Source organism: Micrococcus luteus (genome assembly GCF_014138885.1).
Lineage (GTDB): Bacteria > Actinomycetota > Actinomycetes > Actinomycetales > Micrococcaceae > Micrococcus > Micrococcus luteus.
In genome coordinates, this window is the sequence record NZ_JACJIK010000001.1 from 1094959 (window position 1) to 1107803 (window position 12845).

12 protein-coding genes are annotated in these 12845 nt (G+C 72.5%); 3 read left to right on the forward strand and 9 right to left on the reverse strand.

From position 1 onward, the window contains the following. Positions 1–29 precede the first annotated feature (29 nt). The 5 genes from HDA34_RS04995 to HDA34_RS05015 form a co-directional block, all read right to left on the reverse strand. Complete coding sequence (locus tag HDA34_RS04995; RefSeq protein ID WP_020626404.1) at positions 30–1748, reverse strand: thiamine pyrophosphate-binding protein; 1719 nt, start codon at positions 1746–1748, stop codon at positions 30–32. Continuing rightward, a complete protein-coding gene (gene speB, locus HDA34_RS05000; RefSeq protein ID WP_061866960.1) occupies positions 1745–2761 on the reverse strand; it encodes an agmatinase in 1017 nt (338 codons plus the stop codon). Before speB ends, HDA34_RS04995 begins: the two co-directional genes overlap by 4 nt. Before the next feature lie 74 nt (positions 2762–2835). Then, on the reverse strand, positions 2836–3405 hold the full coding sequence (locus tag HDA34_RS05005) for a type II toxin-antitoxin system RelB family anti-toxin (protein WP_134377454.1): 570 nt from the start codon (positions 3403–3405) through the stop codon (positions 2836–2838). Next, positions 3402–4118, reverse strand: coding sequence for a cyclase family protein (locus tag HDA34_RS05010; RefSeq protein WP_256748563.1), 717 nt, complete (start codon positions 4116–4118; stop codon positions 3402–3404). Before HDA34_RS05010 ends, HDA34_RS05005 begins: the two co-directional genes overlap by 4 nt. After that, entirely contained in the window at positions 4108–5448 is a 1341-nt protein-coding gene (locus HDA34_RS05015) for a purine-cytosine permease family protein (protein ID WP_060973602.1), read from the reverse strand. Before HDA34_RS05015 ends, HDA34_RS05010 begins: the two co-directional genes overlap by 11 nt. Before the next feature lie 184 nt (positions 5449–5632). Here HDA34_RS05015 and HDA34_RS05020 point away from each other — a divergent pair, with 184 nt between their 5' ends. Then, a complete protein-coding gene (locus HDA34_RS05020; RefSeq protein WP_134377456.1) occupies positions 5633–7141 on the forward strand; it encodes a sodium:solute symporter family protein in 1509 nt (502 codons plus the stop codon). Positions 7142–7337: 196 nt separating this feature from the next. Further along, positions 7338–8531, forward strand: coding sequence for an alcohol dehydrogenase catalytic domain-containing protein (locus HDA34_RS05025; protein ID WP_134377457.1), 1194 nt, complete (start codon positions 7338–7340; stop codon positions 8529–8531). Between the two features lie 75 nt (positions 8532–8606). On the opposite strand, the gene HDA34_RS05030 is transcribed toward HDA34_RS05025, so the two are convergent. Both HDA34_RS05030 and HDA34_RS05035 read right to left on the reverse strand, forming a co-directional pair. Then, a complete protein-coding gene (locus HDA34_RS05030) occupies positions 8607–8930 on the reverse strand; it encodes a DUF202 domain-containing protein (protein ID WP_134377458.1) in 324 nt (107 codons plus the stop codon). Between the two features lie 4 nt (positions 8931–8934). Beyond that, positions 8935–9354: a YidH family protein gene (locus HDA34_RS05035; RefSeq protein ID WP_036317007.1), complete on the reverse strand. Its 420-nt coding sequence runs from the start codon at positions 9352–9354 to the stop codon at positions 8935–8937. Positions 9355–9459: 105 nt separating this feature from the next. Here HDA34_RS05035 and HDA34_RS05040 point away from each other — a divergent pair, with 105 nt between their 5' ends. Beyond that, a complete protein-coding gene (locus HDA34_RS05040) occupies positions 9460–10590 on the forward strand; it encodes a VIT1/CCC1 transporter family protein (protein WP_049147151.1) in 1131 nt (376 codons plus the stop codon). Between the two features lie 126 nt (positions 10591–10716). Here HDA34_RS05040 and sucD read toward each other — a convergent pair whose 3' ends face one another. After that, positions 10717–11637 (reverse strand): succinate--CoA ligase subunit alpha, encoded by a 921-nt coding sequence (sucD, locus tag HDA34_RS05045; protein ID WP_012750749.1) that lies wholly within the window; start codon positions 11635–11637, stop codon positions 10717–10719. Positions 11638–11664: 27 nt separating this feature from the next. Further along, complete coding sequence (gene sucC, locus HDA34_RS05050; protein WP_036339919.1) at positions 11665–12834, reverse strand: ADP-forming succinate--CoA ligase subunit beta; 1170 nt, start codon at positions 12832–12834, stop codon at positions 11665–11667. Between the last annotated feature and the right edge of the window lie 11 nt (positions 12835–12845).

Sequence of the window (12845 nt, forward strand, 5' to 3'; positions counted from 1 at the left end):
CGAGTCAGCGATTCCGGCGCCGGGCCGCCTCAGACCTCCGGGGCCTCCCCCAGGTGGCTCGGCGCCCACATCGCCAGGCGGGTCTGCACCACGACGACGTTCGGCCCGTCCGCCTGGAACGAGCGCTCGAGCGCGCCGCGCACGTCCCCCACTCCCACCGTCTCGGCGGGCACGCCGAAGGAGGCGGCGAGGGCCTGGAAGTCCGGCCGGTCGAGCTCGGTGGCCGTGGCCTTGCCGAACGCGCCCTCCATGTACTCGCGCAGGATGCCGTACCCGCCGTCGTCGATGATCAGCCACGTCACCGCCGCGCCGTGCTGCCGGGCGGCCGCGAGCTCGGCGATGGAGTACATCGCCGAGCCGTCGCCGGCGACGGCGAGCACGCGCCCGTCGATCCCGGTGCGTCCCTGGTGGGCCAGGCCCACCGCGCCGCCGAACGCGGCCGGGAACCCGTAGCCGAGCCCCCCGGCGCCCTGCGCCGAGTGGAACTCGCCGTCCTGCGCGTCCCAGCAGTTCCACGCCCAGTAGGCGGCGATGGTCATGTCCCAGTACGTCTGCATGGTCGACGGGACGGCGGCGCGGATGTCCGCCAGGAGCCGGCGCTCCACGCCGAGGTCCTGGGCGTCGAGCCGGGCGGTGATGCGCGCGTTGACGTCGGCGACCACCTCGGCCGGGGTGCGGCCGTGCCAGACGGCGGCGTCCTGCGCCACCGAGCCCGACTCGCGCAGCGCCGCGGCGAGGGCGTCGAGCGCCTGGCCGGCGTCGGCGCGCACACCCAGCGTGGGGTGGTTGGTCTCCAGCACGCGCGGCTCCGCGTCCACCTGGATGAGGCGGCCGCGCGGCTCGAGCGTGAAGTAGTTCGAGGTGACCTCGCCGAGCGAGGAGCCCACCACGAGCAGCACCTCCGCGTCCTCGAGCAGGTCCGTGACGAGGCGGTCCTCCACCCAGCCGCCGAGGCTGAGCGGGTGCTCCCACGGGAAGGCGGTGTTGCCGCCCGGCGAGCAGACCACGGGCGCCTGGAGCAGCTCCGCGACCTCCTGCAGGCTCTCCATCGCGGCCCGGCCGGAGCGGCGCACACCGCCGCCGGCCACGATCGCCACCCGCCCGGCCCCGCGCAGCCAGCGCACGGACTCGGCCACGAGCTCGGCGCGCGGCGGGTGGTCGTAGGGCACGGCCAGGGCGTCCTCGACCGGGGGCACCATGACCTCGCCGAGCAGCACGTCCTGCGGGATCTCGACCCACACCGGCCCCTGCGGCACGGTGATGGCCTCGGCCCACGCGTCCTGGATGGCGGAGGGGATGCCCGAGGCGTGGTGGACCGTGAACTGGGCCTTGGTGACGTTGCGGGCCGAGGCCTTCTGGTCGTCCAGCTGGTGCAGCATGCCCTTGCGCCGGGCACCGAGCCCGGACAGCGGGATCTGCGAGGCGATCACGAGCATCGGCACACCGGTCGCGTAGGCCTCCTGCAGGCCGGCCAGCGAGGTGAGGGCGCCCGGGCCGGTGGACAGGAACAGGACGCCGACCTCGCCGGTGGCCCGGGCGTACCCGTCCGCGGCGAAGGCGGCGTTGTTCTCCACGCGGTTCGAGACGAACTCCAGCGGGGAGCGGGACAGGGCGTCGAAGAGGCCCAGGGCGTGCTGGCCCGGGATGCCGAAGACCGTCCGTGCACCCAGGGCGTGGAGCGTCTCGACGGCGAGGTCGCCGCCGTTGCGCCGCGGGGCCGCCGCCGTCGTCGTCTGCTCGTCCGTCATCGGCCCGGCTCCTCACCGGCGGCCGCGCGGGTGGCGCGGCGGTCGGCCATCAGGGAGATGAGGTCGTACGCCACGTGGGAGGCGGCGACGCCGGTCAGCTCGGCGTGGTCGTAGGCCGGGGCCACCTCCACCAGGTCCGCGCCCACGATGTCCAGCCCGCGCAGGCCGCGGAGGATCTCGAGCAGCTCGCGGCTCGTGATGCCGCCGGCCTCGGGGGTGCCGGTGCCCGGCGCGTGCGCGGGGTCGAGGACGTCGATGTCCACCGAGATGTAGAGCGGCCGACCCCCGATGCGCTCGCGCAGCTGGTCCACGATCTCGTCCACGCCCTGACGGAACACGTCCGAGGAGGTGACGATGCCGAAGCCCATGCGGTGGTCGTCGTCGAGGTCCTTCTTGCCGTAGAGCGGACCGCGCGTGCCCACATGCGAGATGGCCTCGGTGTCCAGGATCCCCTCCTCCACGGCGCGGCGGAACGGCGTGCCGTGGGTGTACTCGGCGCCGAAGTAGGTGTCCCACGTGTCCAGGTGGGCGTCGAAGTGCAGCAGGGCCACGGGCTCACCCGCCCGGGCGGAGGCGGCGCGCAGCAGCGGCAGCGCGATGGTGTGGTCGCCGCCGATGGTCATGAGCGAGGAGCCGTCCTCGGTGAGGTCCATCGCGTCCTGCTGGATCGCCTCGATGGCCTCGCCGATGGTGAACGGGTTCACCGCCATGTCCCCGGCGTCCACCACCTGGGCCTGCGCGAAGGGCGAGGTGTCCGTGGCGGGGTTGTACGGGCGCAGCAGCCGCGAGGACTGCCGCACGTGGCCGGACCCGAAGCGTGCACCGGGGCGGTAGGAGACGCCGGCGTCGAACGGGACGCCGACCACCTTGATCTCCGGGGCGACGCCGGCCGCGGCCGCCTCGTCCAGGCGCGGCAGCAGCGCATAGGTGGGGGCGCCGCCGTAACGGGGCACGAGGGCGGAGTTCACGGGGCCGAGGCGGCCGTTGTCCTCGACGCGGGGGATCTCGAGCATCTGGATGTCCTCTCTGGGCGGTTCGGTTCGTTCTGGTCGGTCTGGTCTGTCCGGCGCGGGCGTGCCGCACGGGGTCACGCGTGGCCCACGAGGGTCCACAGCACGACGGCGGGGCGGTCGTCCGGATTGGCCCACGAGTGGGGCTCGCGGCCGGGGAAGGTGACGGTGTCCCCCTCCTCCAACAGGTGCACGGCCTCGGTGGTCCGCAGCTCGAGGCGGCCGGTGGCCACGTGCACCGCCTCCACGCGGCAGTCCACGGTGTACAGCTCCGCCTCCCCGCGGCCGTGCGGCGCGATGTCGGCGCGCAGGATCTGCAGGTCGCGACTGCCGCGCGGGGTGATCAGGCGCTCGCGGATGCCCTCGCCGCCGAGGCTGATCGCGGGGGCGTCGGCGAGGCGCACGACCGTCACCTCGGGCGCGTCCAGGACGTCGCCCGGGCTCGCGCCGAGCACCTGGCACAGGGTCACGAGCGTGCTCACGGACGGGCTCGTCAGGTCCCGCTCGAGGCGGGAGAGGAAGCCCTTGCTGACGCCGGCCGCCTCGGCCAGCTGGGCCACGGTGAGCCGCCGCGCCTCGCGCAGCGCGCGCAGCCGGCGGCCGATCAGCGCCTGGCCCGGGGTGGTCTCGAGCGGGAGGGCCTTCATCGCGTTCCTCCCGACGTCGGCCAGGCGAGGACGCGGGCCGGGGCGCCGTCGCCGCCGGCCAGGGGCAGCGGATGCACCTCGAGCCGGAGGCGGGCGGACCAGTCGGCGCGCGGCGCGGCCCCTGCGGGGCGGAGCGCGTCCAGCCCCACGAGGTTCTCGACGATGATCCCGTCGCCGCCGAGGAAGGCCGCGTGGGCAGGAAGGTCGGGCTCACCGGCGAGCCCGGTGGGATCGGGACTGAGCATGTCCACCCCCAACAGACGGATGCCACGATCCCACAGCATGGCCGCGGCCTCTCCTGTGAGGAAGGGATGACGCGCGCGGAGGAGGCCGTCGCGCCAGTGTCGATCCCAGCCCGTGGCCAGCAGGAGTCGGGCGGGCGTCTGCGCATCCGTGCCGGGCAGGAGGGGGGCCAGGCGCGCGGCGGAGATCGGCTCCCCGGGGGCGAGCCCGGCCAGACCGAGGACGAGGGTGTCCCCGCACAGCTCGTCCCAGGTCAGCCCCTCGACGGTGCGGCCGCCCGGCACGGTGTGGCACGGGGCGTCCACGTGGGTGCCGGCATGCGAGCCGATCTCGAGGGCCATGACCGCGACCCCGTCCTGGGCGACGGTGAGGGCGGGACGGATACGCACACCTGGATCGCCCGGGTACACGGGCATGCGGTCCTCCAGGGGGCGCGAGAGGAGCAGGGGGGCAACGGAGTCAGACGCCACGGCGTCCCTCGATCGACGCGCCGGCCTCCGGGCGGGCCTCCGGCCGATGACGCGGCCAGGCGAGCAGGGCGTAGAGCAGGGCGCTCAGGAGGAACACCGGGACGGTGACACCGACGGGACTGGGCCACACGTCCGTGAGCAGCCACGACGTCGCGGCACCGACGACCCACACGGCCACTGCTCGCCCGTGGACACCCCCGCGGAACCAGGCGCGCGGGCCACGGGCCACGAGCACGTCCAGGGTGGTGCGGCGGCCCTGGAGCACGTAGTCCACGAGGATCACGGCGAACACCGGCACGAAGAAGGCGCCGATCAGCGCAAGGAAATCTGTGAAGCGGGTGAGCAGGTCGAACCACATCGCACCGATGACGCTCACCGCGCCGAGCACCAGGGCGACAGGCACGAACGGAAGGGGCCGGCTCAGCGAGGCGTGGGTGACCGACGTCGCCATCCCGTAGACCACCATCGTGTTCGTGGCCATGACCGAGAGGAACATCACCACGGCCAGCGGCCAGCCGAAGGCCGCGACGAGGGTCGCCGGGTCGAAGGGGGTGGCCGCGGCGTCGCCCAGGAGCACGTGTGCGAAGGCCGTGAGGCCCAGGCTCATCGCGATGACGGTGGACAGGGTGTAGCCGATGCCAGAGCCCAGCGCGGCCGCTCGCGGGGTGCTCGCGTTCCGGGTGATGTCGGCGGAGAGGACGGTCCACGAGATGGCCGTGGCGAAGACGAGATCGAAGGCGAGGGCGGGAGTCAGCTCGACTGCGGGGTCCACCGGGATCGACGCCAGCTCGGCCGGGCCGTGGGCACGGAAGGCGGTGACGAAGATCCCGCCCATCACGGCGAGCATCACGAGGGCGAGCCAGGGTTCGATCCGCGCGATGCCCTCGTGCCCGAGGATCGCCAGGGCCACGACGACGAGCTGGCACAGGACCGCGAAGAGCATCGGCGAGGAGAATCCGGTGGCCGCGGACACCAGGGCGTCCACCGCGAGGCCGGCCAGCATGGCCTGCACCCAGGACCACCCCATCAGGACCACCACGTTGAACGTCACCGGCAACAGAGATCCGCGGTGGCCGAAGGCCGCACGGGTCAGCGCCATGGTGGGCAGACCGGTGCGGGCGCCGATGACCCCGACCCCCACCAGGACGAGGGCGCCGAGGACGGTGCCGAGCACGATGCTTGTCAAGGCGGTGGCATAGGAGACCCCGGGCTGGAAGAGGGTCCCCGTCAGAAGCGTGGTGACCACGAGGTTGGCGGCCAGCCAGATCAGGAGCATGCGGAGCGTGCTCACGGTGCCGCGGGGCGGTGTCTGGACGACATGCTCGGACACACGCGCTCCTCTCGTTCGACCCGGAGCCTGCGCCCCGTCGCCCTGGACGACATGTTGCCTGCGATGCAACATGTGTTTACCGTAGACCCAGATCGTGTGATCGGCAACACGCCGATCTCTCCTGTCCCGCCCGCGGCGCCCCCGCATCCCGGCGCCCTGGATCCCCTCGCCCCAAGGACCACCCGTGACCCTCAACCTGACCATCGTCGCCGTCTACCTGGTCGGCATGCTCGCCTTCGGCTGGTGGGGCAAGACCCGCGCCGCCAGCTCGGAGGACTACCTCGTGGCGGGCCGCCGCCTCGGGCCGGTGCTGTTCACCGGCACCATGGCCGCCGTCGTGCTCGGCGGCGCCGCCACCGTGGGCGGCGTCGGCCTGGGGTACGAGTTCGGGCTCTCCGGCGCGTGGCTCGTGGCCGCCATCGGCGTCGGCGTGCTCATCCTGTCGGTGGCGTTCGCCCCGATCCTGGCCCGCCTGAAGATCTACACCGTCTCGCAGATGCTGCGCCTGCGGTACGGCCGCGGCGGGGCCTCCCACGCCTCCTCCTTCGTGATGCTCGCCTACACGCTCATGCTCGCCGCCACCTCCACGGGCGCCTACGCGTCGATCTTCGTGGTGCTCTTCGGCTGGGACCGCTGGCTGTCCGTCCTGGTGGGCGGCGGCATCGTGCTGGCCTACTCCGTGCTCGGCGGCATGTGGTCCATCACCCTGGCCGACATGGCCCAGTTCCTCATCATGACCATCGGCCTGTTCGCCCTCATGCTCCCCCTCTCCCTGGCCAACGCCGGCGGCTGGAGCGCCATGCAGCAGCGCCTGGGCGCCGAGTTCTTCAGCTGGGACGGGATCGGCGTGCAGTCGATCGTCACCTACTTCGTGATCTACACCCTCGGCCTGCTGATCGGCCAGGACGTCTGGCAGCGCGTCTTCACGGCCCGCTCCCCGCGCGTGGCTCAGATCGGCGGCGCCACGGCGGGGCTGTACTGCATCGCCTACGGCGTCGCCGGCGCCGTGATCGGCATGGCCGCCCGCACGGTGACCGCGGACATCGCCACCACGGACGACGTGTTCGCGTGGGTCGCCCAGAACCTGCTGCCCGTCGGCGTGGGCGGCGTGGCCCTGGCGGCCGCCGTCGCGGCCATGATGTCCACCGCATCAGGGGCGATCATCGCGGCCTCGACCGTGATGCGCACCGACATCCTCCCCATCCTCCGCGGCGAGGCCGCCGCCGCCGAGGACGGCGCCACCACCGAGGACGCGGCCACGGAGACCGCGGCGGAGCTCGCCTCGAACCGCGGCTGGGTGCTGCTGCTCGGCGCCGTCGTGCTGGGGCTGGCGATCGTCGTCCCGGACGTGGTGGCGGCCCTGACCATCGCGTACGACATCCTCGTGGGCGGCCTGTTCGTCGCGATCGTCGGCGGCCTCGTGTGGAAGCGCGGCACCGGCACGGCGGCCCTGTGGTCCATGGTGGTCGGGACGGTGGGCACCCTCGGCACCATGGGCTGGCTCGAGCTGAACGCGGCCGAGCCCTTCGAGGGCGTCTTCGCGAACGAGCCAATCTACGTCGGCCTGGCCGCCTCCGCCGTCGTGTACGTCCTCCTCAGCCTGATGACCCGGCCCACCGACCCCGCGGTCCTCGAGGCCTGGCGGGTGCGCTCCCGCCACGGCGTCGACCCCGCGGTCCGAGCGCAGGTCTGACCGATGCGCCCGGGGCCTGCGGTCCTCCGATGCCCGCACGATGGTCAGGCCAGACGATGCGGCGGCGGGCGATCCTTCCTCAGGCTCCTCCCGGCCCCTAGTGTTTCCGTATAGCTCGGGACCGGGACGCCCCCTCGGGGCCGTTCCGGCTTCCATCCACCCGGGCCTCGCTGGAGACAGAAAGGCAACGGTTCCCATGACCACCAAGAATCGCGCCGTGGCATTCCACGGCATCAAGGACGTGCGCGTCGACGAGCTGGACTTCCCCAAGCTGGAGATGCCCGACGGCTCCGCCGCCCCGCACGGCGTCATCCTCAAGATCGTCGCGACCAACATCTGCGGCAGCGACCTGCACATCTACCGCGGGTCCTTCCCCGCCCCCGAGGGCATGGTGCTGGGTCACGAGATGACCGGCCAGGTGCTGGAGGTCGGCAGCGACGTCCAGTTCCTGCAGGAGGGCGACCTCGTCTCCGTGCCGTTCAACGTGGCCTGCGGCCGCTGCCGCAACTGCCGCGCCGGCCGGACCGAGATCTGTGAGACCGCCAACCCGGAGCAGGCGTGCGCCGCCTACGGCTTCAATCTGGGCGGCTTCCAGGGCGGACAGGCCGAGTACCTGTTCGTGCCGTACGCCGACTTCCAGCTGCTGCGCTTCCCGGACCAGGAGCAGGCGATGGAGAAGATCCTGGATCTGACCGTGCTCTCGGACATCCTCCCGACGGCGTTCCACGGTCTCATGGAGGCCGGCGCCAAGCCCGGCTCCACCGTCTACATCGCCGGCGCCGGCCCCGTGGGCCGGTGCGCCGCGGCCGCCGCTCGGCTGCTGGGCGCCTCGTGCATCATCGTGGGCGACCAGGACGCCTCCCGGCTGGAGCTGGTGCGCAAGCACGGCTGCGAGACCATCGACCTCTCCGCCACGGAGAACCTGCAGGACGCCGTGAACGACATCCTGGGCGAGCCGATGGTGGACTGCGCGGTGGACTGCGTCGGCTCCGAGGCCCACGGCCTGGGCTCCGCGTCCGATGAGATGCAGCCGATCGCCGCCGTGAACCAGGTCCTGGACATCACCCGTCCGGGCGGCGCCACGGGCATCATCGGCATCTACGGGCCGAACCCGATCGCGGAGACGAAGGCCGAGCAGGAGGGCACCTTCCCGGTGGACTTCGGCAAGGCCTGGATCAAGTCGCCCCACATCATCGGCGGCCAGGCGCCCATCATGCGCTACAACCGCCAGCTGATGATGTCGATCCTGTGGGACCGGATGCCGTACCTGACGGAGATGGTCAACCCGCGCGTGATCACCCTGGACGAGGCACCCCAGGCCTATGCGGAGTTCGACCAGGGGTCCCTGGAGAAGTTCGTCATCGACCCCCACGGCATGATCGCCCGCTGAGCGGTCCGCCCCCGGAGGCACGACGGCGCCCCTCACCTGCCCGCGCAGGTGAGGGGCGCCGTCGTCGTCCGCGGATCATGCCGCGTGCAGCAGCGTGGCGGTGATCCCGAGGCCCGCCAAGCCCACCACCAGGGCGACCATGCAGGCCACCGACGCCAGCGCCGGCCGGGCCCGCTCCCGCGCGATCCCGTCCGCCTGCGCCACGTAGCGCCGGCGCTGCGTGGCCAGCACCGCCGCCCCGCCGACGGCCGCCACCACCGCAGGCCCGAACGCCCACGCGCCGACGGCCGGCCACCACCTCAGGAACGTGAGGCTGAGGACGCCCAGCGCCAGGACCGTGCGGCCCCAGCTCATCACGGTGCGCTCGGGCTGCAGCCCCGGGTCGTGATGCAGACGCATCGCCTCAGCCCCGCGGCAGGACGACGGCGAGCATCAGCACCACGACGGCCAGCACGACGCCCCCCGCCAGGACCGGGACGATCAGCGGCAGCGGCAGCGGACGGCCGCGGCGCATCGCCCGCTCTACCCGGAGCCAGCGCACACCCGCGCCCAGGGCGAGCAGCGCCGCCAGGACGAGCAGCACCGTGCTCAGCACCACCCGGACCGGCGGCGCGAAGAGGGCGCCGGTGAACGCCTCCACCGCGACCCCGCCGGCCAGCAGCGCCAGCGCCGTCCGGACCCAGGCCAGGAACGTGCGCTCATTGGCGAGCGTGAACCGGGGGTCCGGCTCCACCCCGCCCGCCAGGAGGCGGTGCTGCCAGGCCGGCCGGCCGCCGTCGTGGGCGGCGGCCTCGGGGCCGTCGGGGGTCTCTGCTGCGTCCATGCGGCCATGGTAGCGACGGCGTAGACTGGCGGGTCGGGCGCGCGCCCGGCCGCCGTGGTCCGCGGCGGCGGCGCCCGTCCCCGCCCGACCATCCGATGGAGCCCCATGAGCCCCGCCCACACCGCCACTCCTGCAGCACGCCCCGAGCCGACCCGCGAGCAGGTCCGACGCTGGCGCCGCTACCTCGCCGACGAGATCGCCGAGGGCCAGATCTACCGCGACATCGCCGCCCGCAAGGACGGTGTGGAGCGCGACATCCTGCTCGGCCTCGCCGAGGCCGAGCGCCGCCATGAGCAGCACTGGCGGATTCTCCTGGGCAAGCACGCCGAGAACCCCCCACGCCCCTCCTTCCGTCGCGTCCTGCTGCGCTGGCTCGCACGGATCTTCGGCTCCGTGTTCGTGCTGGCCCTGGCCCAGCGCGCCGAGTCGGACACTCCCTACGCGGAGGACCAGGACGCCCCCGAGGGCATGGTGGCGGACGAGGCCATCCACGAGGAGGTCGTGCGCGGCCTCGCCGCCCGGGGTCGCGAGCAGCTGGCAGGCAACTTCCGTGCCGCCGTCTTCGGCATGAACGACGGGCTGGTCTCCAACCTGGCGCTCGTGATGGGCATCGGCGCGACGGGCGTGGCGCCGTCCGTCGTGCTGTTCACGGGCGTGGCCGGCCTGCTGGCGGGCGCGCTGTCCATGGCGGCCGGCGAGTACGTCTCGGTGCGGTCCCAGCGGGAGCTGCTCGAGGCATCCTCCCCCACCCAGATCACCCTCGAGGCGGCCCAGCACCTGGACCTGGACCACAACGAGCTCAAGCTCGTCTACCTGGCCCGCGGCATGACGCCCGAGGACGCCGAGCACCGCGCGCTCGAGCGCCTCGGCTATCTCACGTGCGACTGCAACCCGCGGTTCTCCGCCCGTCCCGACGGCTCCCAGGGACCCGTGGACCACTCGAACTCCTTCGCGGAGATCGGCTCGGCGTGGAGCGCCTCCCTGTCCAGCTTCGCGTTCTTCGCCTCCGGCGCGCTCATCCCGATCCTGCCGTACATCTTCGGCATGTCCGGGCCGTGGGCCCTGGGCCTGGCTGCGGCGATGGTGGGCGCGGCCCTGCTCTTCACCGGCGGTGTGGTCGGGCTGCTGTCCGGCTCCTCACCGCTGGCCCGGGGCCTGCGCCAGCTCGCGATCGGCTTCGGCGCCGCCGCCGTGACGTACGTGCTCGGCCTGCTCTTCGGCGCGAACGTGGGCTGACGGGCGCCCACCGCCTGCTCCGCCCCGCACAGCACACGGCCCCTGCCCCTCAGGACGAGGGACAGGGGCCGTGGTGCATCCGCCTGCCGGTGCGGAGCGCCGGCATCGGCGCCCCCCACCGCGGGATCAGGCCTGGGCCTGCAGGATCTCCCGCATGAGCTGGGCGGTCTCGGACGGGGTCTTGCCGACCTTCACGCCCGCGGCCTCGAGGGCCTCCTTCTTGGCCTGCGCGGTGCCGGCGGAGCCGGAGACGATGGCGCCGGCGTGGCCCATGGTCTTGCCCTCCGGGGCGGTGAAGCCGGCCACGTAGCCGACGACCGGCTTGGTGACGTTGGCCTTGATGAACTCGGCCGCACGCTCCTCGGCGTCGCCGCCGATCTCACCGATCATCACGATGGCCTGGGTGTCCGGGTCGGCCTCGAACGCCTCGAGGGCGTCGATGTGGGTGGTGCCGATGATCGGGTCGCCGCCGATGCCGATGGCGGTGGAGAAGCCGAAGTCACGCAGCTCGTACATCATCTGGTAGGTCAGCGTGCCGGACTTGGACACGAGGCCGATGGGGCCGGAGCCGGTGATGGTGGCCGGGGTGATGCCCGCCAGGGCCTCGCCCGGGGTGATGACGCCGGGGCAGTTCGGGCCGATGATGCGGGTCTTCGGCTTGCCGTCCTCGCCGGTCTTCGACTGGGACAGGGCGAAGAACTTGGCGGTGTCCTGCACCGGGATGCCCTCGGTGATGACCACGAGCAGCGGGATCTCGGCCTCGATGGCCTCGATGGCGGCGTCCTTGGCGAAGGCCGGCGGCACGAAGGCCACGGACACGTCCGCACCGGTCTTCTCCATGGCCTCCTTGACGGTGCCGAAGACGGGCAGCTCGACGGCGTTGCCGTCCTTGTCCTCGTGGGACACGGTGGTGCCGGCCTTGCGGGCGTTCACGCCGCCCACGATGTTCGTGCCGGCCTTGAGCATGAGGCGGGTGTGCTTGGTGCCCTCGCCGCCGGTGATGCCCTGGACGATGACCTTGGAGTCCTTGTTCAGGTAGATCGACATAGCTGTTTCCTCAGTCTTTCCGAACGGTCAGTTCGCGGAGTGGGCGAGCTCGGCGGCCTTGTCGGCGCCCTCGTCCATGGTGGCGGCCAGGGTGACGAGCGGGTGGTTCGCCTCCTGCAGGATGCGGCGGCCCTCCTCCACGGCGTTGCCGTCCAGACGCACGACCAGCGGCTTGGTGGCGGTGTCGCCCAGGATCTCGAGGGCCTTGACGATGCCGTTCGCGACCTGGTCGCACGCGGTGATGCCGCCGAAGACGTTCACGAACACGGACTTGACCTGCTCGTCGCCCAGGATGACGTCGAGGCCGTTGGCCATGACCTCGGCGTTGGCGCCGCCGCCGATGTCCAGGAAGTTGGCCGGCTTCACGCCGCCGTGCTGCTCGCCGGCGTACGCGACGACGTCGAGGGTGGACATCACGAGGCCGGCGCCGTTGCCGATCACGCCGACCTGGCCGTCCAGCTTCACGTAGTTGAGGTCGTTGGCCTTGGCCTTGGCCTCCAGCGGGTCCTCGGTGCGCTCGTCGACGAGGGCGGCGTGGCCCTCGTGGCGGAACGCCGCGTTGTCGTCGAGGGAGACCTTGCCGTCCAGGGCGAGGATCGTGCCGTCGCCGGTCTTCACCAGCGGGTTCACCTCGACGAGGGTGGCGTCCTCCTTCTCGAAGACCTCCCAGAGCTTCTGGATGACCTCGGCGACGTCGGCGCGCAGCTCCTCGGGGAAGCCCGCCTCGGTGACGATCTTCTGGGCGGTCTCGGCGTCGATGCCGGTCAGCGGGGAGACGGGCACCTTGGCGAGGGCCTCGGGGCGCTCCTCGGCGAGCTGCTCGATCTCCATGCCGCCCTCGACCGAGCACATGGCCAGGTAGGTGCGGTTGGCGCGGTCCAGCAGCACGGAGAAGTAGTACTCCTCGGCGATGTCGGCGCCCTGGGCGATCATGACCTGGTGCACGGTGTGGCCCTTGATGTCCATCCCCAGGATGGCCTTGGCGTGCTCGTAGGCCTCGTCGGCCGTCTTGGCGACCTTCACGCCGCCGGCCTTGCCGCGGCCGCCGACCTTCACCTGCGCCTTGACGACGGTGACGCCGCCGATCTTCTCCGCGGCCGCCTTGGCCTCGTCCGGGGTCTGCGCAACGATGCCGGCCAGCACGGGGACGCCGTGCGCCTCGAACAGATCGCGCGCCTGGTACTCATACAGGTCCACGGTGGTGTGTC

Coding starts and splice junctions, on each gene's coding strand:
- HDA34_RS04995 (WP_020626404.1), bottom strand. CDS start 1,748: ATGACGGACGAGCAGACGACGACGGCGGCGGCCCCGCGGCGCAACGGC.
- speB (WP_061866960.1), bottom strand. CDS start 2,761: ATGCTCGAGATCCCCCGCGTCGAGGACAACGGCCGCCTCGGCCCCGTG.
- HDA34_RS05005 (WP_134377454.1), bottom strand. CDS start 3,405: ATGAAGGCCCTCCCGCTCGAGACCACCCCGGGCCAGGCGCTGATCGGC.
- HDA34_RS05025 (WP_134377457.1), top strand. CDS start 7,338: ATGACCACCAAGAATCGCGCCGTGGCATTCCACGGCATCAAGGACGTG.
- HDA34_RS05030 (WP_134377458.1), bottom strand. CDS start 8,930: ATGCGTCTGCATCACGACCCGGGGCTGCAGCCCGAGCGCACCGTGATG.
- HDA34_RS05035 (WP_036317007.1), bottom strand. CDS start 9,354: ATGGACGCAGCAGAGACCCCCGACGGCCCCGAGGCCGCCGCCCACGAC.
- HDA34_RS05040 (WP_049147151.1), top strand. CDS start 9,460: ATGAGCCCCGCCCACACCGCCACTCCTGCAGCACGCCCCGAGCCGACC.
- sucD (WP_012750749.1), bottom strand. CDS start 11,637: ATGTCGATCTACCTGAACAAGGACTCCAAGGTCATCGTCCAGGGCATC.